The 23,830-nt window shown below is 73.3% G+C and carries 17 protein-coding genes; 10 read left to right on the forward strand and 7 right to left on the reverse strand.

Annotated elements, in window-relative coordinates; genetic code table 11:
* Positions 1-47: 47 nt before the first annotated feature.
* Positions 48-2,846: a hypothetical protein gene (locus ACIA8O_RS09450; RefSeq protein WP_396293041.1), complete on the reverse strand. Its 2,799-nt coding sequence runs from the start codon at positions 2,844-2,846 to the stop codon at positions 48-50.
* Positions 2,847-3,029: 183 nt separating this feature from the next.
* Between ACIA8O_RS09450 and ACIA8O_RS09455 the strand changes: the two genes are divergently transcribed.
* Entirely contained in the window at positions 3,030-3,395 is a 366-nt protein-coding gene (locus ACIA8O_RS09455) for a PH domain-containing protein (RefSeq protein ID WP_396293042.1), read from the forward strand.
* 79 nt (positions 3,396-3,474) lie between these two features.
* Here ACIA8O_RS09455 and ACIA8O_RS09460 read toward each other — a convergent pair whose 3' ends face one another.
* The 6 genes from ACIA8O_RS09460 to ACIA8O_RS09485 all read right to left on the reverse strand — a co-directional run bounded on the left by ACIA8O_RS09460 (position 3,475) and on the right by ACIA8O_RS09485 (position 14,124).
* Positions 3,475-6,288 carry a hypothetical protein gene (locus ACIA8O_RS09460; protein WP_396293043.1) on the reverse strand — a complete coding sequence of 938 codons (2,814 nt, stop codon included), beginning with the start codon at positions 6,286-6,288 and terminating at the stop codon, positions 3,475-3,477.
* Between the two features lie 184 nt (positions 6,289-6,472).
* On the reverse strand, positions 6,473-9,196 hold the full coding sequence (locus ACIA8O_RS09465) for a ricin-type beta-trefoil lectin domain protein (protein ID WP_396293044.1): 2,724 nt from the start codon (positions 9,194-9,196) through the stop codon (positions 6,473-6,475).
* A 92-nt stretch (positions 9,197-9,288) separates the two neighbouring features.
* Positions 9,289-10,248, reverse strand: a complete 960-nt coding sequence (locus ACIA8O_RS09470; RefSeq protein WP_396293045.1) for a hypothetical protein — start codon at positions 10,246-10,248, stop codon at positions 9,289-9,291.
* Positions 10,249-10,403: 155 nt separating this feature from the next.
* Complete coding sequence (locus tag ACIA8O_RS09475) at positions 10,404-11,669, reverse strand: MFS transporter (protein ID WP_396293047.1); 1,266 nt, start codon at positions 11,667-11,669, stop codon at positions 10,404-10,406.
* A complete protein-coding gene (locus ACIA8O_RS09480) occupies positions 11,641-12,873 on the reverse strand; it encodes an ATP-grasp domain-containing protein (RefSeq protein ID WP_396293048.1) in 1,233 nt (410 codons plus the stop codon). Before ACIA8O_RS09480 ends, ACIA8O_RS09475 begins: the two co-directional genes overlap by 29 nt.
* Before the next feature lie 39 nt (positions 12,874-12,912).
* Positions 12,913-14,124 carry an ATP-grasp domain-containing protein gene (locus tag ACIA8O_RS09485; RefSeq protein WP_396293049.1) on the reverse strand — a complete coding sequence of 404 codons (1,212 nt, stop codon included), beginning with the start codon at positions 14,122-14,124 and terminating at the stop codon, positions 12,913-12,915.
* A 439-nt stretch (positions 14,125-14,563) separates the two neighbouring features.
* Here ACIA8O_RS09485 and ACIA8O_RS09490 point away from each other — a divergent pair, with 439 nt between their 5' ends.
* The 9 genes from ACIA8O_RS09490 to wrbA all read left to right on the forward strand — a co-directional run bounded on the left by ACIA8O_RS09490 (position 14,564) and on the right by wrbA (position 23,671).
* Complete coding sequence (locus ACIA8O_RS09490) at positions 14,564-15,901, forward strand: aspartate aminotransferase family protein (protein ID WP_396293050.1); 1,338 nt, start codon at positions 14,564-14,566, stop codon at positions 15,899-15,901.
* Complete coding sequence (locus tag ACIA8O_RS09495) at positions 15,888-16,817, forward strand: hypothetical protein (protein ID WP_396293051.1); 930 nt, start codon at positions 15,888-15,890, stop codon at positions 16,815-16,817. The genes ACIA8O_RS09490 and ACIA8O_RS09495 overlap by 14 nt, the downstream gene beginning before the upstream one ends.
* Complete coding sequence (locus tag ACIA8O_RS09500) at positions 16,810-17,853, forward strand: pyridoxal-phosphate dependent enzyme (protein ID WP_396293052.1); 1,044 nt, start codon at positions 16,810-16,812, stop codon at positions 17,851-17,853. The genes ACIA8O_RS09495 and ACIA8O_RS09500 overlap by 8 nt, the downstream gene beginning before the upstream one ends.
* Positions 17,847-18,350: a cobalamin B12-binding domain-containing protein gene (locus ACIA8O_RS09505; protein WP_396293053.1), complete on the forward strand. Its 504-nt coding sequence runs from the start codon at positions 17,847-17,849 to the stop codon at positions 18,348-18,350. The genes ACIA8O_RS09500 and ACIA8O_RS09505 overlap by 7 nt, the downstream gene beginning before the upstream one ends.
* The gene (locus ACIA8O_RS09510) at positions 18,347-19,678 is read left to right on the forward strand and encodes a methylaspartate mutase (protein ID WP_396293054.1); all 1,332 of its coding nucleotides are present in this window, start codon (positions 18,347-18,349) and stop codon (positions 19,676-19,678) included. The genes ACIA8O_RS09505 and ACIA8O_RS09510 overlap by 4 nt, the downstream gene beginning before the upstream one ends.
* On the forward strand, positions 19,665-20,711 hold the full coding sequence (locus ACIA8O_RS09515; protein WP_396293056.1) for an aspartate-semialdehyde dehydrogenase: 1,047 nt from the start codon (positions 19,665-19,667) through the stop codon (positions 20,709-20,711). The genes ACIA8O_RS09510 and ACIA8O_RS09515 overlap by 14 nt, the downstream gene beginning before the upstream one ends.
* A gap of 20 nt (positions 20,712-20,731) precedes the next feature.
* A complete protein-coding gene (locus tag ACIA8O_RS09520; protein ID WP_396293057.1) occupies positions 20,732-21,814 on the forward strand; it encodes an aspartate kinase in 1,083 nt (360 codons plus the stop codon).
* Positions 21,811-22,836: a TauD/TfdA family dioxygenase gene (locus ACIA8O_RS09525; protein WP_396293058.1), complete on the forward strand. Its 1,026-nt coding sequence runs from the start codon at positions 21,811-21,813 to the stop codon at positions 22,834-22,836. The genes ACIA8O_RS09520 and ACIA8O_RS09525 overlap by 4 nt, the downstream gene beginning before the upstream one ends.
* Positions 22,837-23,053: 217 nt before the next feature.
* Positions 23,054-23,671 (forward strand): NAD(P)H:quinone oxidoreductase, encoded by a 618-nt coding sequence (gene wrbA / locus ACIA8O_RS09530; RefSeq protein WP_396293059.1) that lies wholly within the window; start codon positions 23,054-23,056, stop codon positions 23,669-23,671.
* Positions 23,672-23,830 lie beyond the last annotated feature (159 nt).

The following is a 23,830-nucleotide window of genomic DNA, read 5'->3' on the forward strand; positions in this document are numbered from 1 at the left end:
GGACCGGGGCCGCCCCGTGCGGATGCGACGGTGCGTCAGGCCAGGGTCTAGTGGTAGGTACCGGTGGCCCAGAGCGGGACGGCGCCGTCGACGTCGTACAGCACCAGGTTGGCGTCGTTCTGCACCACCAGGTACGCGCCCGGGTGGCCCCAGGTCCGGCTCGACCACAAAGGTCGGCCGTCGGCCGCGTAGACCACCACGTTGCCGTCCGCCTGAACGGTCGCAGTGGCCCCCGGGTTGCCCCAGGTTCCGGTCGACCAGACCGGACCGCGGCTGTCGGTGCTGAGCACCAGGTTCCCGTCGGCCTGCATCCGCAGGCGGACCGACGCGTACGGGGGCGTCACCTCGTCATCGCTCCGCAGCACGGTCCCGGCCGACAGCGCCCGGCCTCGGCCGGCCCCCGCCAGATTGCCGGTTCCGGTGGCCCAGATCGAGCCGCCCTCCGGGGGGAAGAGCACGAAGTCGAGGTCGTCCTGTACCACGGCGCGGGCGTTGCGGTGGGTCCAGGTGCCGGAGGCCCACAGGGGTCGGCCGTCGGCGGCCTTCACCACCAGGTTGCCGTCCGACTGCATGGTGACCACCGCACCCGGGTTGCCCCAAGTAGCGGACGACCAGCGGGCGTTGCCGGTGGCCTTGGAGTACAGCACCAGGTTCCCGTCCGGCTGCATCACCAACCGGCCCGCCTTCGACTCCACCGTCTCACCCGACCGCACCGTCCGGCCCGACGGGATCACGGTGCCCCGGGTGTCCACGCCACCGAACCGCGTACCGGTGGACCACAGCAGCGTGTCGACGGCGTCGCGGATCGCCAGGTCGCCGTCGGCCCCGAGCACCATCCGGGCGTCCACGGCACCTTCGGTCCCGCTCGACCAGATCAGGGTTCCGGCCGCGTCCCGGATCGCCAGGCCGCCGTCCCGCCGCATGGCCGCCGACGCACCCGGGTTGCCCTCGGTGCCCGAGGTCCAGAGGACCCGCGCGTTCTGACGTTCGGTCAGCACCAGGTTGCCGTCCGCACCCATGGACAGCACGGTCCTGTCCGCCTCCAGCCGCTCGCCCGCCCCGAGCGAACGGCCCGGAGCGAGCGGCACGCCGAGGGCCTCGTGTGCCGGGTCGTACGTACCCGTCGACCAGACGGCCTTCCCGCCCTTGCCCCGGACGGCCACGTTGCAGTCGGGCCGCACCGACAGGACGGCGGTCCCGGACGGATCCGGCGCGAGCTCCGGAGCGGACCAGTAGACCTGGCCGTCGGGCGTGCGCAGGGTGAGCACGCCGTTCGGCTGGACCACGACGCGGCCGCCCTCGTGCCCCGGGGTACCGCTGGACCAGAGCACCTTGCCGGTGGCCAGCCCGGTGACCACCAGGCTGCCTTCGCGGTCCACCTTCAGGCTCGCACACGCCGAGTAGAGGACGTCCAGGGACCAGGACGGCCCGCTGGAGAAGATCGTGCTCCGCGGTGTCCGGAGGTCGCCGAGCGGCTCCGGTGCTCCGAGCCGGTGGAGGCCGGCCACCGGTGCCGTGCCCCGGCGGACGACCGTGAGCTCGTTCTGGACCGTCGTCACCTCCGAGAGCACGGTGGTCACCAGCTCCGGGTTGCCGTCACCGTCCAGGTCCCCGGGGGAGGAGTGGTGCTCCTCCTCGAAGTACGTGTTGCCCGGATCCCGCAGCGGCGGGACGGTGAGCAGGTCGAACGGTGCGGGCAACGGCCCCGGGCCGGCCGCCGGGTCGGCGGTCAGTGCTCCCCAGACCTGCCGTGACGAGCCGTCACACGGCGCCGTCCCGGCCGTCCGGTCGGCGAGCGCCGTCAGACAGCTGCCGTCAGCGGCGACCAGAGCACCCGTCCCGGTCGGCCGCCACCGCTGGGCGGGGTCGCCGGTGCAGTCCTCGGGTGCCGGCCTGCCGTCGCGCAGGGTCAGGCACCGGCCTGGCTCCCGGAGCGTCCCGTCCGTGCCGAGCCGCCAGCGGGCGGTACCGACGACACAGGTCTTCAGGACCCCGTTGACGTAGCACTGCGCTCCCCCGGCGGCGTCACGCTCGGCGCTCTGCAGCATGAAGAGGGACTTCGGCGAGCGCAGCGGCCCGGTCGGCAGACCGTTCGGTCCGAGCTCCAGCCGGTACTCCGCGATGGCCGCCCCGGGCTCGACCCCGCGCGCCCAGAGGGTCGGCACGCCGCCCACCTTCCCGGGCGCCGCCAGCGTGACCTTGCTCCAGTCACCGGCGCCGAGCTGCACCGGGGCGCCGATCACCGAGCCGGCCTTGCCCGGGTAGTACCAGAGCCGGCTCCCCTCGACCGTGACCAGGTCGGGCATGCCGTCCGCGTTCGCGATGCCGTCGGTGGCCAGCACCTGGGTCGCCGAGTTCCAGGTCGGGTCGTAACCGGTGCAGTCGCTGCCCGCGGCGCAGGTGGCCGGCTTCGCGACCGTGACGACCCGGTCCTGACGGGTGAAGTGCCCAGGAGTACCACCGGAGCCGGCGTCATTGGGGTACAGGTGGAGCTGGTGCGAGTACACGCCGAAGACGAACAGGTCGTCCACCCGGCCACCGGTGGCACTTCCCCGGTGGCTGACCTGGTACTCGAACCACATCCGGCCCTTCGGGCTCTCCGCCATCGAGGCCGCACGGTAGGGCGCTCCTCCAGTGGGGAGGACGTTCAGGTCGTACCCGTTCGCCGAGACGAGGTCGGGCCTGCCGTCGCCCGTCAGATCGTTGATCACGCCGGCCGCGGGTACGGCCGGGCCCTCGGCCTGCGCCGGAACGGCGAGACCACCGGCCAGTACCGCCGCCAGTGCGGCCGCGGCCGCGAATCGTCTGCCGCTCGCGCGGCGCGGGGCGCGAAGGCGCTCCCCCATGTCCCAACCTCCCCGTGTCACCGGGCCCGAGGCACCGGCGGACCGGCCCGTGGGCACGGGCCGAGGGGGGGCAGGTTATCGCCCGTCAGTTCGCACCCGCCACGCAGTATCCGTTCCCGGTTCCCGGGTCTGTGAGACTCGGACCATCCGTGCCCGGACGGGGCACCCGACGGAAGGAGCGGCATGGCGCTCTTCGGCAACGCACACAAGGTGGACCCGGCGGCGGCCGCCCAGGAGTTCGCGCGGCTGCTCGGCCAGGGCGAGCAGATCCACGCCGCCTACCAACTGGTCCGGGACACCTTCCTGTTCACCGACCGCCGGCTGATCCTGGTCGACAAGCAGGGGATAACGGGCAAGAAGACCGAGTACCACACCATCCCCTACAAGAGCATCACCCACTTCGCGGTCGAGACGGCCGGCACCTTCGACCTCGACGCCGAGCTGAAGATCTGGGTCTCGGGCAACCCGCTGCCGATCCAGAAGACCTTCACCAAGGGCGTGGACATCTACGAGGTGCAGGCCATCCTCACCGGCTACGTGGCCCGCTGACGCCGACGGGGGCGGCCCCGGTCCGTCGAAGGACCGGGGCCGCCCCCGCGCGGGTGTGACGGTGCGTCGGACTCGGGGCCTACTTGTGGGTGCCGGAGGCCCAGAGCCGGGCGACGCCGTCGGCGTCGTAGAGGACCAGGTTGCCGTCGTCCTGGATCACCAGGAACGCGTTCGGGTTGCCCCAGGTGCGGGTGGACCAGAGGGCCTGCCCGTCGTCGCCGTAGACCACCGCGTTGCCGTCGGACTGCACCGTCAGGAACGCGCCCGGGTGGCCCCAGGTACCGGAGGCCCAGAGCACCCGGCCGGCGCTGGTGAGGACCAGGTTGCCGTCGGTCTGCATGGTGAGGGCCGGCTGGTCCGCACCGTGGGCGGTCACCGATCCGCCGCTGCCGATCCCGGCACCGGACCAGACCGCGGTGCCGCGCCGGGCGGCCTCCCAGAGGTCGGTGCCCGAGGCCCAGACCGGCTTGGCGGCCGGGGAGTAGAGGACGAAGTCGAGGTTGTCCTGCACCACGGCGCGGGCGTTGCGGTGGGTCCAGGTGCCGGAGGCCCACAGGGCCCGGCCGTCGGCCGCCCGCACCACCAGGTTGCCGTCCGACTGCATGGTGGCCGAGGCGCCCTCGTTGCCCCAGGTCCCGCTGTGCCAACGAGAGTTGCCGGTGGACCTGGAGTACAGCACCAGGTTCCCGTCCGGCTGCATCACCAGCCGCGCCACCCTGGACTCCACGGTGTCGCCCGCACGCAGGGTGCGGCCGGAGGGGATCGTGGTGCCCTGGGCGTCGACACCGGTGTAGTGCGTCCCGGTGGACCAGAGGGCCTTGCTGTCGGTGTCGTACAGCGCCAGGTTGCCGTTCTCGTGGACCAGCAGGCGGGCGCCCTCGGTGCCCCAGGTGCCGCTGTCCCAGAGCGGCGCGCCGACCGTGTCCCGGATCACCAGGTTGCCGTCCGCCTCCAGCGCGACCACCGCACCCGGGTGACCCTCGGTCCCCGAGGTCCACAGCACCCGGGAGGAGCGGCGGTCCGTCAGCACCAGGTTCCCGTCCACGCCCATGGCCAGCGCGGTGGACGCGGTGACCAGCTGCTCGCCGCCCTTCAGCGAACGGCCCGTCAGCAGCAGCGCCCCGTCCGTCTCGTGCGCCGGATCGTACGTCCGGGTCGACCAGAGCGCGGTGCCGTCACCATCGCGGAGCACCACGTTGCAGTCGTCCTGCACCGAGAGCACGGGCAGGCCCGACCCCTCCGGAGCACGGCCCGCAGCGGACCAGTAGACACTGCCGTCCGAGACGCGGAGCGTGAGCGTGCCGTCCCGCCGGACCTCCATCCACCCGGCGGGCGTGTGCGGCGAGTTGCTGGACCAGAGCACCCGGCCGGTGGCCAGCTCGGTGACCACCAGGCTGCCGCCCGGCTCCACCTTCAGGCTGGCGCACGCCGAGTAGTACACGTCGAGCGAGCCGACCTTCTCGTCCGCCGCCAGGGTGGTACGGCGCTTGCCGAGGTCCCCGAGCGACTCGTACCCGCCGAGCGCCGCGAGGCCGCCGACCGGGGCACTGCCCCGGTGCACGACCGTGACCAGGGACTGGGCGCCGGTGGACAACATGGTGGCCAGCAGCTCCGGGTGCCCGTCCCCGTCCAGGTCACCCTGGGAGGAGTAGGAGCGCTCGGCGGAGTACCAGGGGTCGGCCTTGCTCTTCGACGGGAAGGTGAGCATGTCGAAGACCACCGGGAACGGCGCCGGCCCGGACGCCGGGTCCGAGGTGGTCCTGCCCCAGGTCTGCCGCGGCGAGCCGTCGCACGGGGCCGTCCCGGCCTTCCGTTCCGGAAGGACCGTCAGGCAGCTGCCGTCCGCGGTGGCGAGCGCACCGGCGGCGGTGGGCCTCCACTGCTGCCCGGGGAGCCCGGTGCAGTCCTCGGTGCCGAACTTGCCGTCGCGGAGGGTGAAGCAGAGGCCGCCGTCCCGCAGCGTCCCGTCCGTGGCCTCGCGCCACACCGTGCCGCCCTGCGAGCACGGTGCCACCCAGCCCGGGGCGCCGAGGCACTGCCGGTCCCCGTTCTCGGCCCGCTCACCGTTCTGCACCTGGAAGGCGGCCACGGGCGAGTACAGCTGCTTCACCGGCAGGCCGTCCGGGCCGAACTCCAGCCGGTAGGAGACGAGGGCGGTGGTGGTGCCGCGGGGGGCTGACGCCCAGAGCGTCGGCACGCCGCCGACCTTGCCCGGGGCGATCAGCGTGGCTGCGGTCCAGTTGTGGATCCCGAGCTTCACCGGGGCTCCGATGACCGCGCCACCGGCCTTGCCCGGGTAGTACCAGAGCGTGCCCTTCTCCAGCGTGACCAGGTCCGGCATGCCGTCGGAGTTCAGGACCCCGTCGGTGGCCAGCACCTGGCTCACCGCGCTCCAGGACGGCTCGTAGCCCGTGCAGTCCGATCCCGCCGCGCACGTGCCCGGCTTGGCCACCGCGACGGCCCGGTCCTTCTTGGTGAAGTACCCCGGCCGGCCTCCGGAGTTGGCGTCGTTCGGGTAGAGGTAGAGGGTCTTCGGAGTGCTGCTGAAGGCGAAGAGGTCGTCCCCCTTGCCACCGGTGGCGCTGCCCCGGCTGCTGACCTGGTAGGTCGACCAGTCGAAGCCGTCCGGGCTCTGCCCGGTCGCGGACGCCACGTAGGGCGCCCCGCCGGCCGGGAGCACCGTCAGCGATGCCGACGTCGAACCGCCCACCGAGAGCAGGTCCGCCCTGCCGTCACCGGTCAGGTCGCCGGCCACCTTCGCGGTCGGCGCCGACGGCCCCTCCGCGTGCGCCTGCGGCACGGCGAGACCGCCGCCCAGCACCGCCGCCAGTGCGGCCGCGGCCGCGAATCGTCTGCCGGCTGCGCGGCGCGGGGCGCTGATGCGCTCCCCCATGTTCCTGACCTCCCCCGTCTGGGCCGGGCCCTCGGCACCGGCCGTCCGTCCGTCCCGTGATCACGGGCCGAGGGGGGGCAGGTTATCGCCCGTCAGTTCGTATCCGCCACGCGGTATCCCGGAACGCCGACGGGGTGGTCCGGTCCCCTGCGGGACCGGGCCACCCCGTGCGGAGGCGTCGGGCCTACCGCTGCGTGCCGGAGGCCCACAGCGGTGCGCTGTCGACGTCGTACAGCACCAGGTTCCCGTCGCCCTGGACCACCAGGTGGGCACCCGGGTGGCCCCAGGTGCCGGTGGACCAGAGGACCCGGCCGCCGGCGTAAAGCACGACGTTGCCGTCGGACTGCACCGTCACCCACGCGCCCGGGTTGCCCCAGGTGCCGGAGGCCCAGAGCACCCGACCGGCACGCGTGAGGACGAGGTTGCCGTCCTCCTGCATGGTGAGGGCGGTCCCGCTCATGCCCTCCAAGGCCGCCTGGCCGCCGCTCAGCACGGTGGTCGCCCGGAGGACCACCCCACGGCCGGCGCCCGCGTCCTTGCCGGTCCCGGTGGCCCAGGGCCGACTGCCGTCCGTGGCCAGGACCAGCAGGTCGAGGTCGTCCCGCAGCACGAGGCGGGCATTGCGGTGGGTCCAGGTGCCGGTGGACCACAGGGCCCGGCCGTCGGCCGCCCGCACCACCAGGTTGCCGTCCGACTGCATGGTGACCGTGGCGCCCTCGTTGCCCCAGGTCCCGCTGTGCCAACGAGAGTTGCCGGTGGCCTTGGAGTACAGCACCAGGTTCCCGTCCGGCTGCATCACCAGCCGCCCGGCCTTCGACTCCACCGTCTCGCCCGACCGCAGCGTGCGGCCCGACGGGACCACCGTCCCTTCGAGGTCCTCCCCGAGCCGGGTCCCGGTGGACCACAGGGCCTTGCTGTCGGCGTCGTACAGCGTCAGACCGCCGTCCTTCCGCACCAGCAGGCGGGTGCCCTCGGTGCCCCAGGTGCCGCTGTCCCGGAGCGGCGCGCCGGCCGCGTCCCGGATCACCAGGTTGCCGTCCGCCTCCAGGGCGACCACCGCGCCCGGATGGCCCTCGGTCCCCGAGGTCCACAGCACCCGCGCGGACTGACGCTCGGTCAGCACCAGGTTCCCGTCCACGCCCATGGTCAGCGCGGTGGTCCCGGTGGTCAGCTGCTCGCCGCCCTTCAGCGAACGGCCCGTCAGCAGCAGCGCCCCGTCGGTCTCGTGCGCCGGGTCGTACGTCCGGGTCGACCAGAGCGCGGTGCCGCCACCGCCCCGGAGCACCACGTTGCAGTCGTCCTGCACCGTGAGGTGACTTCCGTTGACCGGCGCCGACCAGTAGGTGGTGCCGCGGACGTCGCGGAGCTGCAGCCCGCCCTCGAACGGCATGACGATGCGGCCGCCCACCCGGCCCGGGGTGTTGCTGGACCAGAGCACCCGGCCGCTCGCCAGCTCGGTGACCACCAGGCTGCCGCCCTGGTCCACCCGCAGGCTCGCGCACGCCGAGTAGAGCACGTCGGACGCGTCCACCGGGGACGACCAGCTCACGGTCGTCCGCTTCTGATCGGGCCGGCCGTAGGACACCTGCTCACCGAAGCCGGCGCGCCCGGCGATCGGGGCGGCGCCCCGGTACACGACGAGCGGGTCGCCCAGGGTGGCGAGTTCCGGGTTGCCGTCCCCGTCGAGGTCACCCGGCGACGTGAACTCGCGCGCGTACCCGGTGAAGTGGACGTCCCCCGGCAGCGTGACCACGTCCAGCGGTGCCGGGAGCGGCAGCGGATCGGCGGCCGGGTCCGTGTTCCGCACACCCCAGCGCTGACGGGCCGAGCCGTCACACGGCTCCAGCACGACGGTGCCCGAACGGAGCGTCAGGCAGGCCCCGTCGCCGTTCGCCAGCCCTCCCCCGTCCACCGGCTTCCAGACCCGCGCGTCCTGCTTCACACAGCTGACGTTGGCGAGCACCTCGCCCCCGGCCAGGCAGTTCTCACCCTGGCGCAGCGTCCCGTCCGCGTAGAACTGCCACCCACGCGTGGTCGGCGAACAGGGGGCCACACCACCGGCCTCCATGCTGAAGCACTGGCCGGCACCGGAGGCGTCCCGTTCGCCGTTCTGCAGGACGAAGGTGTCCGCAGGCGAACGGAGCAGGCCGTCGGTGCCGGGGGCCAGCCGGTAGGCTGCGAGGACGGGCTGGTAGAGACCCAGTCGCGCCCAGAGGACCGGCACCCCGCCGACCCGGCCCGGGGCCATGACCGTGACGTCGCGCCAGTCACCGCTGCCGAGCTTCACCGGGGCACCGATCACCGCGCCGCCGGCCCTGCCCGGGTAGTACCAGAGCGTGCCGTTCTCCACCGTGACCAGGTCCGGCACGCCCTCGGAGTTCAGGATCCCGTCGGTGGCCACCACCTGGGTCGTCGAACCCCAGGTCGCGTCGTACCCCGTGCAGTCGGTACCCGCCGCACAGCTCTGCGGCTTGGCCACCCGGACGGCCCGGTCCTTCTTGGTGAAGTACCCGGGCCTGCCACCGGAGTTGGCGTCGTTCGGGTACAGGTACAGCGTGTGCGAGGCCTGGCCGAAGACGTACAGGTCGTCCGTCCCGGTGCCGGTGGCACTCCCCCGCCGGGTGACCTGGTAGCCGTCCCACCGGACGCCCTCCGGGCTCTGCTCCGCCGTGGCCGCCGCGTACGGCGCCCCACCCGCCGGCACCACCCACAGCTCGTGGGTCACGGACACCACGTCCACCCGGCCGTCCCCGGTCAGGTCCCCGCCCGCCGCCACGGCCGGCCCCGAGGGCCCCTCCGCCTGCGCGGACGGTACGGCGAGACCGCCCACCAGCACCGCCGCCAACGCGGCCACCACCGCGAACCTTCCACCGCCGAAGCGGCGCGGGGCGCGTACGCGCTCCCCCATCTCCCAGCCTCCCCTTGCCACCGGGCCCTTGGCACGGGCCGAGGGGGGGCAGGTTATCGTCCGTCAGTTCGTACCCGCCACGGGAATCCGGGTCAGCCGTCCAGCCAGCCGTAGAGGTGGGCGCGGCTGCCGGCCTGGAAGCGGCTGGCGGCGCCGAACTCCTGGAGGATCTCGGCGATGTGGCGGCGGCAGACGCGGACCGAGATGCCGAGCTTGCGGGCGACCACGTCGTCCTTGAGGCCCTGGTCGAGGAGGCGGACGATGGCGCGCTTGACCTCCTGGTCGGCCTCCTCGTAGCTGGAGCGGTCCGGGGTCAGCTCGAAGGGGAGGGCGCCTTCCCAGACCGTCTCCCAACCGGCGTGCAGGTAGCCGAGCAGGGACTCCTCGCGGACCACCAGGGCGGAGGGTTCGTCACCGGTGGTCGGCAGCACGGCCACCGAGCGGTCGAACAGGATCAGCCGGGAGGCCACCCGGCTGACGGTGCGGAACTCGGCGCCGGCCTGGACCAGCTTCTCCAGGTGGCGCCGCATGTAGGGGCGGGTGAGCACGCTGTGCGGGTAGACGGTGCGCAGCCGCAGGCCGCGGGCCAGCGAGGCGGTGGTGCGTTCCAGTCCCTCGTCGAGGGCCTCGGGCGGCGGGAGCACCGGGTGGGCGGTGCGGATCTCCCGTTCGGCGCCGTCGGTCAGGTCGCCGAGGGTGGCCCGGATGACGTCCAGGGAGCGTAGTTGCTCCAGCTGCTCGTGCCGGCCGTGGCCGCCGCGGCGGCGCTGTTCCTGGTAGGCGGCCCGGAAGACCGCCAGCTGCTCCTCGGCCTCCCGGGCCTCCCGCTGGTGACGGCGGATCACGGCGTCGATCGGGCCGAGCAGGTGGGCGGCGGCGGTCTCGGGGGTGCAGGGGACGGTGGCGCCGGTGAGCGGTTCGATCCGGAGCAGACGGGCCGTCACCAGCTCGTCCACGGCGGCCTGTTCGGCGGGGGTGCGGTGGCCGGACGGGAGCCGCCCGTGCTCCAGCGCCTGCCGGTAGAGCTCCGTGTGCAGCGTCCCGAACTCCATGCCGTCCCCTGTCATCCCCGCCCCGCCAACCGCCGACCACCGCTCCGCGCACCCGTCCGTCAGTCCGTCGGATGGAAGAGGCAGGTGGTTCCGGTCGGACGCCACGTCCCGGGGAACGGGCGGGCGGACGCGGCCGTTCCGTCACCACCGTTCCCTCACACCGGCTCCAGCGCCCCGGCACCCCCGGCACCCCCGGCACTCCCGGCACCCCGGCGCCGCCGGACCAGGGCCGACCCGGCCGCCAGTGCCAGGCCCTGGACCGCGACCAGCAGCCAGAACCACGGCGTGCCGCCGCCGTCCCGGCTGGTCAGCGCGTACAGCTGGCCACCGACCACGCCGCTGGCCAGTGCGCCGAGGCCCTGGGCCATCCGGAGCGTGCCGACCGCGGCGGCCGGGCGGTCCGGCAGGGAGTCGAGCGCGGCCAGGTCGCAGCGGAGGAAGACCACCACCTCGCCGAGCGAGACCAGGACGGTGCCGGCCACGATGCCCAGCAGGCCGTGCACCCCGAGCAGGCCGAGGCCGAGCGCGAAGGCGCCGAAGGAGAGCAGCATCGCCCGCCGGAAGGGCAGTGCCCCGATCCAGCGCGAGGCGGGCGGCTGGACCACGATCACCAGCACCGTGTTGAGCAGCAGGAGCAGGCTGTAGACACCGGTGGAGTGGTGGTCGGCCAGGTACACCACCAGGTAGTTCTGGAAGAACATGTAGACGTAGGCGCCGGCCGCGGCGGCCAGCATCGGCGGCCGGAGCAGGGCCTTGAGCAGGACCTCGCGGCGCTGGCCGGGGTCGGCCGGCCCGGGGCGGTCGGCCGGCAGCAGCAGGGCGTGCGCCACCGCGATCCCGGCGAAGATCACCGCGGTGGCGGTGAAGACCGGCACCGGTGCGGTGAGGATCACCGTGCCGGAGATCAGCGGGCCGAGCGCCATGCCGGTGTTGAGCGCGGAGTTGGTGAGCGAGAGCACCAGCGGGCGCCGCTCGGGCCCGGCCTCCTCCACCAGGTAGGCCTTGTTGGCGGGGGTGTAGAAGGCGTCCCCGGCGGCGGTCAGCAGCAGGGCGGCCACTGCCAGCGGGGGCAGCAGGGGCGAGACGGCGAAGAGCGCGAAGCCGGAGGAGCGGACCGTCAGGCCGAGCAGCATGGTGCGGCGCAGCCCGAGCCGCTCGGCCACCAGCGCGCCCGCCATCCCGCCGGAGAACTGCACCAGCGAGGCGGTGCCGATCACCAGGCCGACCAGGCCGAGGCCCAGGCCCAGCCGCTGGTGCAGGTAGACCGACATGAACGGCAGCACCATGAAGCTGCCCAGCGGCAGCAGGAACGAGCTGACCAGGAAGAACCGCAGTCTCCCGGTCAGCGTCGGGGCCTTGCTCTTCACGAACTCCGGTGCGGTGTCGGTCTGTTCAGAAAGAGGGGTGCCAGAGCTGGCCATCGTCGAACTCCACCCAGTAGTTGTCACAGACGGCCCGCATCCCGGCGAAGAGCTGCTCGTGGGTGTCGGCGGTCAGCCAGACCAGCCCGTGCCGGCTGGAGTTGTCCACGGTCTCCGAGAGCTCGGCGCCCGCCTCGATGCGGATCTCGTGGTCCACCACCTCGGGGATGGCGTCCAGCACCTTGGGGTCGGCCACCGCGTGCACCCGGCCGCCCGGCACCACCAGCGAGAAGGCGACCGAGACCCGGCCCTCCGGTGCACCCAACTCGATCCACTGCCCGGTCAGTTCGGCCAGCACGGCGTCGATGTTCGGCAGGCCGGTGGACCACTCGATCATCCTGGAGATGCCCTGGCCACCGACCCGGGTCTGCGACTCGATCACCACGGCCCGGCCGTCCACGTCCACCTTGAGCTCGGTGTGGGCGCAGCCCCACTCCAGCCCGATCGCGTCCAGCAGCCGGTGCGCGGCGGCGGACAGCCGCTCGGCGTGCTGGTCGTACGGCGGGGGCGGCGGCAGCATCAGGTAGTTGTTCACCGTGCAGGGGTCGCCGATCAGCTTGGCCATGGTGACCGCGACCGTCCGGTGCTCGCCGCCCCTGGTCACGGTCTCCACGCTGTAGAGCCTGTCGCCGGGCACGAAGCGCTCGGTGAGGTAGGGCACCTCACCCTGCCAGTCCGGGTTCTCCTCCGCCTCGGCCAGGTCGCGGGCGTTCTTGATCTCGTACACGCCCTCGCTGCCGGCCCCGGCCAGCGGCTTGAGGATCAGCTCGGGGCCGTGCTGCTCCCAGAACTCCCGGAGCTCGGCCCCGGTGCCCACCTTCCGCCAGCGCAGCGCCAGTTCGGGGACGGTGTCGAGCACCGCGCGCATCCCGTCCTTGTACCGGGTGAGCGCCACCGGGCGCAGCGGCAGGCCCTTGACGCCCAGGGCGTCGGCGATCACCGCGGCGGTCTCCAGGCCGTACTCGGTGAAGGAGACCACCGCGTCCAGCGGGTGTTCCCGGTGCAGGGCGCGGGCGTGCACCAGACAGGTGCTGATCTGTTCGACCGAGGCGTGGTGCACGGACAGGCAGTTGTGCTCCAGCCAGCCGTCCCGCCACTGCGCGGCGGTGGTGTCGCCGACGAAGCTGACCCGGTGGCCGACGGCCAGCGCCTTCTCGATCAGTTCCTTCCAACCGCCGACCATCAGCAGGTGGGGCTTGGTCATGGGAGTCCTCCGTCTCCGGTGAGGGGTGCTGAGGCCGGGTCAGCTGACCCGGACGCGGACCAGCCGGGCGGCGGCCAGGGCGTTGTACATGGCCAGTTCGGCGGTCGGGCCCTCGGCGATCACCGAGCCGAAGCTGGCCCGCCAGTCGTGCAGGCTGTCCACCGGCTCGCCGACCACCCGGGCGGAGGCCATCCGGGGCGTGCCGGGGTGGCCGGCCAGCAGCTCGGCGCCGTCGAAGCCGTCGAAGACGCCGGTCCGCGGGGCGTTCAGGAAGACCTCGGCCATGCCGCGCACCGGCGTCAGCTCGGCGTCGATCAGCGCGGGGCGGGTGTCCAGCGCCATGTCGAGGAAGGCCTCGTAGATGTTGGTGTCCAGGGCCTGGCAGATCAGCTCGCCGAGCCGGCCACCACCCAGCCGCGGGTTGACCTCGACCACCTCGGGGCCGTCGGCGGTGAGGATGAACTCGGTGTGGCCGAAGCCCTGGTAGCCGATCCCGCCGAGCACCGAGGAGATCCAGGAGGCCAGTTCGCCCTCCAGGGCCGGCGGCAGCGCGACCGGGAAGGCCTCGCCGTCCTCGCGGAAGTGCGGCAGCGGGGAGAGCAGGCGGCTGGAGATGCCGAGCAGCCTGGTCCGGCCGCCCCAGGTGATGGTCTCCGCGCTGTACAGCGAGCCGGTGAAGTACGGCTCCGCGGTGAGCAGTCCGCCGCGCAGGTGCCCGGCCCGGGCGGCGGCCAGGATCTCCGGCAGGTCGGCCGGGGCGTGGGCGATCCAGACCGCCTGGCTGCCGGTGCCGGAGACGTCCTTGAGCACCGCCGGGTAGCTGAGGCCGGCCGCCGACTCCAGCGCCTCGGGGGCGTGCGGGTCGATCACCACGGGGGCTGCCTTGGAGAGCCCGGCGCCGTGCAGGTGGCGGCGCAACTCGGCCTTGTTCCTGGCCAGTTCGACGGCTGCGGCGGGCTGTGAGGGCAGGCCGAGCTCGGCCGCGACGCGCAGCGAGACCAGGCTGCCGACGTCGGTGGTGCTGATCAGCCCGGCCAGGCCGTCGATGCCGCGCAGCAGGGCGACGACGGCGGCCACGTCGGAGGTGTCGAGGTCGTGCACCACCAGGTGGGCGGGGTCGGAGCGGTCGATCTCGTAGGCGTACTCGGTCCGGTCGGCGGTCAGCAGGTGGAGGGTCCACCCGCGCTCCTTCGCGGCCCGGACCGCGTTGCCGAGCCCGAAGGTGAGCCATTCCAGGGCGGCGATCTGCACGCTGAATCTCCGATCAACGGGATGCGGGACTGCACGGCGGCGTGGGGAGTGAACGGCGGTGCGGGGCCGCACCGCGGTGTGGGGGATGCGGCGAGTATGGACCGCTCGGACCGCGGTTTCCCAGGCCTTCCCGGCCGCATCAACCTGCGTGCAACAAGTGACGTCCGTGCACGGTGCCGTTCTTGACGGACAGTCATCGAAGCAGGTTTTGACGCCTTGACATCAAACCACGTGGTCGGTTTGTATGGGTGAGCGCCGAGCCGTCGCCCGCCCCGTTCGGGCCGTCAACCATCGTTCTTTCCACGCGAGTTGACCAGGAGCCGGCCCTTTCCGCCCGGCGCACCCCAACCCGAGTCACGTCCCGTACGGCACCGCACGGGCAGAGGAGGAGACATGACCAGGACTACCCGCCGCGACGACGACATCATCTGGCACTGAGATGCGGATCCTGACGGCCCCACACGGCCAGGACGCCCCGAGGCAGCCCGGAGCGGACAGCGGCACCGAGGTCTTCGAGACCCTGGAGTCCGAGGTCCGCAGCTACTCGCGGAGGTTCCCCGCCGTCTTCGCCACCGCCCGGGGCGCGGTGCTCACCGACGAGACCGGCCGGGAGTACCTGGACTTCTTCTGCGGTTCCGGCGCCCTCAACCTCGGCCACAACCCGCCCGCCCTCAAGGCCCGGCTGCTGGAGTACCTGGCGGCCGACGGCCTGACCCACGGGCTGGACCTGTTCACCGTCGCCAAGCGGGACTTCCTCACCGCGCTGCGCAGCTCCGTGCTGGCCCCGCGCGGGCTCTCCCACAAGGTGCAGTTCTGCGGCCCGACCGGCACCAACGCGGTGGAGGCGGCGCTCAAGCTGGCCCGCAAGGCGACCGGCCGCAGCACGGTGGTCTCCTTCTACGGCGGCTTCCACGGCGTCTCGGGCGGCTCGCTCGCCGTCACCGGCGACCGGGCCACCCGGGCGGCGGCCGGCACCGAGCTGCACCACACCGTCTTCGTGCCCTACCCCGACGGCCCCACCGGGGAGTTCGACTCGGTCGGGCTGCTGGAGCGGATGGTCGCGGACACCTCCAGCGGGGTCCAGCTGCCCGCCGCGGTGATCCTGGAGCCGGTCCAGTCGGACGGCGGCATCTACTGCGCCACGCCCGAATTCCTGCGCGCCCTGCGGGAGTTCACCGAGCGGCACGGCATCCTGCTGATCGCCGACGAGATCTGGACCGGCTGCGGCCGGACCGGCGACTTCTTCGGCTTCGAGGAGTCCGGCATCGTGCCGGACCTGATCACCCTGTCGAAGTCCATCAGCGGCTACGGGCTGCCGCTCTCCCTGCTGCTGATCGCCCCGCACCTGGACGTCTGGGCGCCCGGCGAGCACAGCGGCACCTTCCGCGGCAACCAGCTGGCCTTCGTCACCGGCGCGGCCGCCCTGCGGTACTGGAGCGACCAGCGCTTCCTCGACCAACTCTCGGCCAACGCCGTGGTGTTGAGCTCCTGGGCGGACCAGGTCCGGTCCGAGACCGGGCTGGCCGTGCGCGGCCGCGGCCCGGCCCTCGGGGTGGACACCGCCGACCCGCGGTGGGCCGACCGGGTCCAGCGGCGCTGCTTCGAACGCGGCCTGGTGATCGAGCGCTGCGGCCGGCGGGACGAGGTGCTCCGGGTGCTGCCCCCGCTCACCATCGGCCTGCTGGACCTCGACCGGGGCCTGGCCCTGCTGCTGGACGCGATCCAGGCCACCGCTCCGGACCGACCGCACCAGGGGGGCCTCGATGGCCGCGACTGACCTGCTCCGCCCGCTCGCCCCGGGACGCCCCGGCCCCGCCGTGACCGGAAGGGTCCACAGCGGGGTGAGCCGGGGCACCCTGGGCGAGCTCTACCAGGGCCCGCACTGGGAGGACGGCGTCCCGCACATCTCGATCGTCTCGCTGCCGGTGGACAAGTTCAGCTGGTGCACCTTCACCGAGGGCGGCGACTCCTTCGACGACAGCGGGCTCTGCGACCGCTCCAAGGCGGCCCGGGCACTGGCCCTGTTCCTGGACCACCACGAGCTCACCATGCCGCCCGGCCGGCTGGAGTACCGCTCCGACCTGGCCGTCGGCAAGGGCATGGCCAGCTCCACCGCCGACATCGTGGCCACCCTGCGCTGCCTGTTCCGGCTGTTCGGTCTGGAGTACCGGCAGTCCGTGGTCACCTCGGTGCTCTCCCGGATCGAACGGGCCGACAGCGTCTTCCTGGACGAGTTCGCGCTCTACCTCAGCGGCGCGCACCGGGTGGTCCGTCCGCTCGGCGCCTCCGTCGGGCTCTACGCCTGCTACGCGGTCGAGGAGGGCACGGTCGACACCGAGGAGGCCGGCCCCGGCCTCCTCGCGCACTACCGGCGGCACCGCTCCGCGTACCGGGACTGCGTGGAGGGCCTGGTCCGGGCCTTCGACGCGGGCGACGCGGCGGGGGTCGCGGCCGGGGCGGCCCGCAGCGCCGCGCTCTCCCAGCTCGCGCTGCCGAAGCTGAGCTTCGACGAGCTGCGGGCCAACCAGTCCGGCTTCGGCGCCGACGGCATGTTCGTCGCGCACACCGGCACCGTCATCGGCTATCTGTTCCGGGCCCGGCCGAGCCAAGCCGCCCACGCGGAGCTCTCCGAGTTCTTCCTCCGCCTGGGCCACCAGTGCCAGTTCTCACAGGTGGGATGGGGAAGTGTCTGAGCGTCAGGTCTTCGATCACATCGCGGACGCGGTCAAGCTGCCGGACCTGGTCCGGATCGACGGGAACGTGGTGGTGGCCCGGTTCGAGACCATGAAGGTCTACTCGGCCATGGCCGCCGTCGAGCACCTGCTGGCCACCGGACGGGTGAAGCCCGGTGACACCCTGATGGACAGTTCCAGCGGCACCTACGCCTACTCGCTGGCGCTGGCCTGCCACAAGTACGGCATGAAGTGCCGGGTGGTCTGCTCCACCAAGGTCGACCCGTCGGTCCGGATCCAGCTGGAACTGCTCGGCGTCGAGGTCGACCAGGTGCCCATCCCGCCCGGCCCGATGGTGGACAAGATGGACCTGGAGGTCCGGCTCCGGCGGATCGACGAGATCCTGGCCACCCGGGACGACGTGTTCTGGATGCAGCAGTACCACGCCGACTACCACTACCTCGGCTACCGCGAGGCCGCGGAGATGATCCACCGCCAACTGGGACCGGCCCCCGTCACCCTGGTCGGCGGCGTCGGCTCCGGCGCCTCCACCGGCGCACTCACCACCTACCTGCGCGAACTGCGGCCGGACACCGAGCTGGTGGGCATCCAGCCGTTCGAGAGCGTCACCTTCGGCAGCGAGCCGGTCGAGGACCCGGTGGCCTCCATCTCCGGCATCGGCAGCCCGGTGTACTTCGGCAACGTCCGCTACGCGCTCTACGACCGCATCCACTGGATCGCCCACCAGCAGGCCGTCTCCGCCACCATCGAGCTCTACCGCCGGCACGCCGTCTTCGGCGGCATGTCCTCCGGCTGCGCCTACCTGGCCGCCGAGTGGGAGGCCCGGCGCGCCCCCGGGCGGCAGATCGTCTTCATCGCCGCCGACACCGGCCACCGCTACCTGGAGACCGTCTACCGCCACCACGCCGAGGCCGTCCCGGTGCGCGGCCTGGAGCCCAAGGTGATCGGATCCCTGGAGGAGCTCGCGCTGCCCTGGTCGGTGATGGACTGGAACCGCAGCCCGTACGAGGTGGCCCGCCGGGAGCTGCCGTGCTGAGCACCGCCCTCCGGCACCGACACCCCGGCCCCGCGCCCTCCCGGGAGGACGGGCGCGGGCCCACCGCCGTGGTGGCCACCACCCCGTCCGACTCGCACAGTTGGAACCTGGTCTTCCTCCAGCTGCTGCTGGAGGAGCTCGGCTACACCGTGCACAACCTCGGCCCCTGCCTGCCCACCGAGGACCTGGTGGCCGGCTGCCGCGAGCACCGGCCCGACCTGCTGGTGCTCAGCTCGGTCAACGGCCACGGCCTGATCGAGGCCCCCGACGCCGCCCGGGCCGTCCGCGGGGCCGGCCTGACCGACCTGCACGCCGTGGTCGGCGGCAAGCTGACCACCGACGGGACGCTCGACCCCGGGCAGTACCGGGCCCTGCTGGCGGCCGGCTTCGACGCCGTCTTCACCCCGGAGCGCTCCGCCCTGGAGTTCGCCGAACACCTCCGGTCCCTGCAAGCACCGCAGGATCAGCGGGAGTTGGCCGAGGGCGCGGTCCGATGACCACGACCTCCGCCGCCCTGCGCCCCTTCGGGCCGGAGCTGCGCTCCGCCGCCGGGCTCACCGTCCAGACCAGGATGGGCTTCTCCGACCCGGCCCGGATGCGGAGCGGGCTGCTCGCGGTCCGCGACAGCGGCACCCGGTGCCTGGGCACCATCACCCTGGACAGCTTCACCCGCACCGGGCAGCACGACCGGGCCCGGGCCGCGCTGGCCTCCGGACAGCCGCTGAACGGCTACCCGCTGGTGGCCCACGGCGCCGAACGGACACGGGAGTTGCTCGCCGGAGTGGCCGGCCCCGGCTTCCCCGTCCAGGTCCGGCACGGCTCGGCCCGGCCGTACCGGATCTTCGAGACCATGCTGGACGCCGGGATCACCGCCACCGAGGGCGGGCCGGTCTCCTACTGCCTGCCGTACAGCCGGGTGCCGCTCGACCAGGCCGCCGAGGAGTGGGCCCGGGCCTGCGAACTGCTCGCCGCCCACCCCGAACCGGTGCACCTGGAGACCTTCGGCGGCTGCATGCTCGGACAGCTCTGCCCGCCCGACCTGCTGGTGGCGCTCAGCGTGCTGGAGGCGATGTTCTTCGCCGAGCACGGGCTGCGCAGCGTCTCGCTCAGCCACGCCCAGCAGACCCACCCCGGCCAGGACGCCGAAGCCCTGTACGCGCTGCGGGAGTTGGCGGACGAGTACCTGCCGCCAGAGGTGAGCCGGCACGTGGTCGTCTACACCTACATGGGCGTCTACCCGCAGACCCCCGGCGGCGCCGTCCGGCTGCTGGAGGACAGCGCCCGGCTGGCCGCCGCCACCGGCAGCGAACGGCTGATCGTGAAGACCGTCGCCGAGGCGGTCCGGATCCCGACCGTGGCGGAGAACGTCCAGGCACTGCGGCACGCCGAGGCCGCCGCCCGCACCCCGGGCACCGTGCTGCCCGACAGCTCCGCCACCCCGGCCAACGCCCGGCGGCTGATCGAGGCGGTGCTCGCGCTGGCGCCCACCGTCCGGCGCTGCCTGGTGCTCGCCTTCCGGCGCGGCCTGCTGGACGTCCCGTACTGCCTGCACCCCGACAACGCCAACCTGGCCCGGGCCGCCGTCACCCCGAGCGGCCGGCTGGTCTGGCGCTCCACCGGACGGATGCCGATCCGGCCGGACGCCGCCGGGGCGGGCGGCGGCCGGGTCCGGGCCGCCGAGCTGCTGGAGATGCTCGCCCACGTCCAGCACCGCTACGACCGGCCCGCCACCACGGCCGACCCCGTCCCCGACCCCGCACTCGACCCCGCTGCGGCCAACCCGCCTGCGGAGAAGGAGGGTTCACCCCACCATGCCCACGTCTGAGTCGCCGGACGCGCCCCGGATCGCGATCGTCGGCGCCACCGGCGCCGTCGGCACCACCCTCGCCCGGCTGATCGAGGAGCGCGGCTTCGCGTACCGCTCCGTCAGCCTGGTCGCCTCGGCCCGCTCGGCCGGCCGGGAACTCCCGCTCGACGGCGCCGCCCACCCGGTGCACGCCCTCGACGGATTCGACTTCTCCACCGTCGACCTGGCCTTCTTCTCGGCCGGTACCGGCACCAGCCAGGAGTGGGTGCCCGCCGCCACCGCCGCCGGCGCTCTGGTCATCGACAACACCAACGCCTTCCGGATGGACCCGGACACCCCGCTGGTGGTGCCCCAGGTCAACCCGGAGCAGCTGGACCGCCGGCCGGTCAGCGGCGTGATCGCCAACCCCAACTGCTCCACCATCCCGCTGGTGCGGCTGCTCCGCCCGGTCCAGCACGCGGCCGGCCTGCGGGAGGTGGTGGTCTCCACCTACCAGGCCGCCTCCGGCCGCGGACTGACCGGCATCGAGGAGCTCCGGGAGGACACCCGGCGCGCCCTGGCCGAGCCCGGACAGGAGCCGCTGGCCAAGGAGTTCACCCCTTCCCTGGCCTTCGACGTCCTGCCCTCCATCGACCGCCCGCTGGCGGACGGCTTCACCCTGGAGGAGCAGAAGATGCGCCAGGAGTCGCAGAAGATCCTCGGCCTGCCGCACCTCGACCTGACCGCCACCTGCGTCCGGGTGCCGGTGGTCAACGGACACAGCGAGGCCGCCCTGGTCCGCACCGAACGCCCGCTGGAGCGCGCCGAGTTGGTGGAGCTGCTGGCCGCCGCCGAGGAGGTCACGGTGCACGACCGGGAGCTGCTCGGCGCCTTCCCCACCCCGCGCACCGTCGGCGACCGGCCCGACCACGTGCACGTCGGCCGGATCCGGGTCACCCCGCAGGACCCGCGCTCGTTCTGGCTGTGGATCGTCGCCGACAACCTGCGGATCGGTGCCGCGCTCAACGCGATCCAGATCGCCGAGGAACTCCGCCGCCGGGGGACGCTGTGACCCCTCGCCAACACCCGCCCGTGGTGCTCAAGTTCGGCGGGTCCAGCTTCCGCGACCTCACCGACTACGGACGGATCGCCGACTACCTGGCCCACCGGGTGCGCGACCTGCACCGGCCACTGGCCGTGGTGGTCAGCGCCATGCCCGGCGAGACCGAAGGCCTGCGCGAGCGGCTCACCGAGGTCCACCCGCACCCCGCCGAGGAGAACGTGGCCGGCCTGCTCACCCTGGCCGACACCGTCAGCGCCCAGCTGCTGACCGCCGCCCTCGACCGGCGCGGGCTGCGCGCCGCCGTCCTGGTCGGCCACCAACTCGGCCTCACCACCGAGGGATCCCCGATGTGGGCCACCCTCACCGGCATCGACCCCGCCCCGCTGCGGGAGGCGATGGCCGGCGCCGACGTGCTGGTGGTCCCCGGCGGCCAGGCCGTCGACACCGCCGGCCGGCCCAGCTGGCTCGGCAAGAACAGCTCCGACCTCACCGCCGTCGCGGTGGCCGCCGCGCTCGGCGCCACCGACTGCGAGATCTTCTCCGACGTGGACGGGGTCTACGACTGCGATCCCCACCTCGTCCCCGCCAGCACGCTGCTCCCCGAACTCTCCTACCGGGACGCCGGACGGCTCTCCGCGTACGGCGCCAAGGTGCTGCACCGCCGGGCCGTCGCGCTCGCCGAGGAGCACCGGATCACCCTGGTCTGCCGGGGCAACCGCGGCCCCTACCCCGTCGGCACGGTGATCGCCGGCACCGGTGCCCCCGCCGCCGTGGTGGTGCTCAACCGGCGCTCCGGCGCCCTGCTGCACCCCACCGCCGACCGGGCCGCCGAGACCGCCGCCCTGCTCAACGGGGCCGGCATCGAGGCCTTCGCCGCCGCCACCGCCCAGGGCCCCTGCGTGGTGGTGGCCGGCGGCTACGTCGACCTGGCCGCCACCGGCACCCGGCTCGGCCTCCCCGAAGGACGGCCCGGCGGCGTCCCCGTCGTCACGGTCCGGGGCGACTCGGCCGAGGTCCGGCTCGCCGCCGACGAGACCGCCGCCGTGGAGCTCGCCCGGCAGCTGCACGCAGAACTGACGTCCACTCACCCGCAAGGAGTCGAACGGCCATGACCATCCAGCTGATCGGACCGACCGCCACCACCTTCGGCCGGCTCGACCTCACCGACCGGGACCGGGACCTGCTGGCCGAGCCCCTGCTCGCCCTGCCCGACCCCAGCACCGACCTGGACACCTCCGGCGCCGCCCTGCTCCAGGCCTTCGCCGCTCTCCCCACCCAAGTCCTGCGCTCCGTCCTGGACTTCGGCCGGCACCCGGACACCCCCGGCGTCATGCTGATCACCAACCTGCCCACCGACCCGGCCCTGCCGCCCACCCCCACCGACGGCGGCCCCGCCCGCGACAAGACGAGCCACGTGGCGGAGGGCGTGCTGCTCGGACTGTCCGCACTGCTCGGCGAGCCGATCGGCTTCCGCACCGAGAAGGCCGGCCGGGCGGTCCACGACGTGGTGCCGGTCAGCCACGGCGCCACCACCCAGACCAACCAGGGCTCCAAGGTCTTCCTCAACTACCACAACGACATCGTCTACGACGCCAGCGGCCGCTACGACGTCAGCAACCCGGACTTCCTGGTCCTGCACTGCCTGCGCCAGGACCCGGACGGCGAGGCCGTCACCTACTACGCCGACGCCCGCGACATCCTGGCCGCCCTCGACGAGCCCACCAAGGACGCCCTGCGCGCCCCCGAGTTCCGCCTCAACGCGCCCGGCAGCTACTGCCGCGACGTCGCCCGCCGCGAGCAGGTCCTCTCCGTCCCCGTCCCCCTGGTCCACGGCCCCTGCGAGGCCCCCGAGATCGCCGTCTCCGCCAACGGCGTCCACCCCCTCACCCCCCGCGCCGAAGCCGCCTTCACCCGCCTCCAGGAGACCTGCCGCGACCCCCGCGTCAGCCACGCCGTCCACCTCGCCCCCGGCCACGCCCTCCTGGTCAACAACCGCAAGGGCCTGCACGCCCGCTCCGTCTTCACCGCCCGCCACGACGGCACCGACCGCTGGCTCCAGCGCTCCTACGTCCGCCGCGACACCTGGTCCCTCCGCGAACGCTCCGTCCCGGGCGCCCGCCGCGTCTTCGACTGACACCCGACGGCCCCGCCCCCACCTGCGGATGTCCGTTCGAATCGGGCGGGAGGGGGCGGTTCGGCACGGTTCGGGAAGGTCATCCGGGCCGGGGGGAGCCACTGGTGACGAAGTCTCAGGAGCGCGATTGCCCCCCGGCCGCGGAGCGGAGGAGAGTCGGGGCGACGGGTGACCTCTGATCCCGAATGCCTGAATCTTCCGAAATGGAGCAGCGACCGTGACCAACGTCGCCATCATCTACTACTCGTCCACCGGCCACGTCCACAAGCTGGCGGAGGAGGCCGCGTCGGCCGCCGAGAAGGCGGGCGCCGAGGTCCGGCTGCGCAAGGTCGCCGAGCTGGCCCCCGAAGCCGTGGTGGCGTCCAAGCAGGAGTGGGCGGACCACGTCGAGGAGACCAAGCACGTCCAGGAGGCCTCGCTCGACGACCTCGACTGGGCCGACGTGATCCTGTTCGGCACCCCGACCCGCTTCGGCCTGCCGGCCGCCCAGCTCAAGCAGTTCATCGACACCGCCGGTGGCCTGTGGTTCCAGGGCAAGCTGGTGAACAAGGTGGTCTCCTCCTTCACCTCCACCTCCACCCTGCACGGTGGCCAGGAGAGCACCCTGCTCGCGCTGAACAACACCTTCTACCACTGGGGCGCCATCATCGTGGCCCCCGGCTACTCGGACGGCATCCAGTTCGCCCCGACCAACGGCAACCCGTACGGTGCGAGCCACGTCTCGAACAACCAGGTCGGCACCCCGAACGACGAGAACCTGGGCGCGATCGGCTTCCAGGCCCGCCGCGCGGTGCAGATCGCCACGGCGCTGAAGGTCGGCCTGGCCGCTTCCTGATCCAGCGTCATTCGCAAGGCCCCGCAGAAGCGGGGGGGGGGGGGCCGGGGGGGCCCCCCCCCCCCGGGGGGGTGGCCCCCCCCCCCCCCCCCCCCCCCGCCCCCACCGAGGGGGAGAGGACACAAAACCCCCCCCAAAAAAACAAAGCCACCCCCGCGC

This window comes from Kitasatospora sp. NPDC051853, from assembly GCF_044452665.1.
Classification (GTDB): Bacteria; Actinomycetota; Actinomycetes; order Streptomycetales; family Streptomycetaceae; genus Kitasatospora.

Bases quoted from the DNA above. Each gene is read 5' to 3' on its own strand.
- ACIA8O_RS09450 (WP_396293041.1), bottom strand. From the start codon at position 2,846: ATGGGGGAGCGCCTTCGCGCCCCGCGCCGCGCGAGCGGCAGACGATTC.
- ACIA8O_RS09455 (WP_396293042.1), top strand. From the start codon at position 3,030: ATGGCGCTCTTCGGCAACGCACACAAGGTGGACCCGGCGGCGGCCGCC.
- ACIA8O_RS09460 (WP_396293043.1), bottom strand. From the start codon at position 6,288: ATGGGGGAGCGCATCAGCGCCCCGCGCCGCGCAGCCGGCAGACGATTC.
- ACIA8O_RS09465 (WP_396293044.1), bottom strand. From the start codon at position 9,196: ATGGGGGAGCGCGTACGCGCCCCGCGCCGCTTCGGCGGTGGAAGGTTC.
- ACIA8O_RS09470 (WP_396293045.1), bottom strand. From the start codon at position 10,248: ATGGAGTTCGGGACGCTGCACACGGAGCTCTACCGGCAGGCGCTGGAG.
- ACIA8O_RS09475 (WP_396293047.1), bottom strand. From the start codon at position 11,669: ATGGCCAGCTCTGGCACCCCTCTTTCTGAACAGACCGACACCGCACCG.
- ACIA8O_RS09480 (WP_396293048.1), bottom strand. From the start codon at position 12,873: ATGACCAAGCCCCACCTGCTGATGGTCGGCGGTTGGAAGGAACTGATC.
- ACIA8O_RS09490 (WP_396293050.1), top strand. From the start codon at position 14,564: ATGCGGATCCTGACGGCCCCACACGGCCAGGACGCCCCGAGGCAGCCC.
- ACIA8O_RS09495 (WP_396293051.1), top strand. From the start codon at position 15,888: ATGGCCGCGACTGACCTGCTCCGCCCGCTCGCCCCGGGACGCCCCGGC.
- ACIA8O_RS09510 (WP_396293054.1), top strand. From the start codon at position 18,347: ATGACCACGACCTCCGCCGCCCTGCGCCCCTTCGGGCCGGAGCTGCGC.
- ACIA8O_RS09515 (WP_396293056.1), top strand. From the start codon at position 19,665: ATGCCCACGTCTGAGTCGCCGGACGCGCCCCGGATCGCGATCGTCGGC.
- ACIA8O_RS09525 (WP_396293058.1), top strand. From the start codon at position 21,811: ATGACCATCCAGCTGATCGGACCGACCGCCACCACCTTCGGCCGGCTC.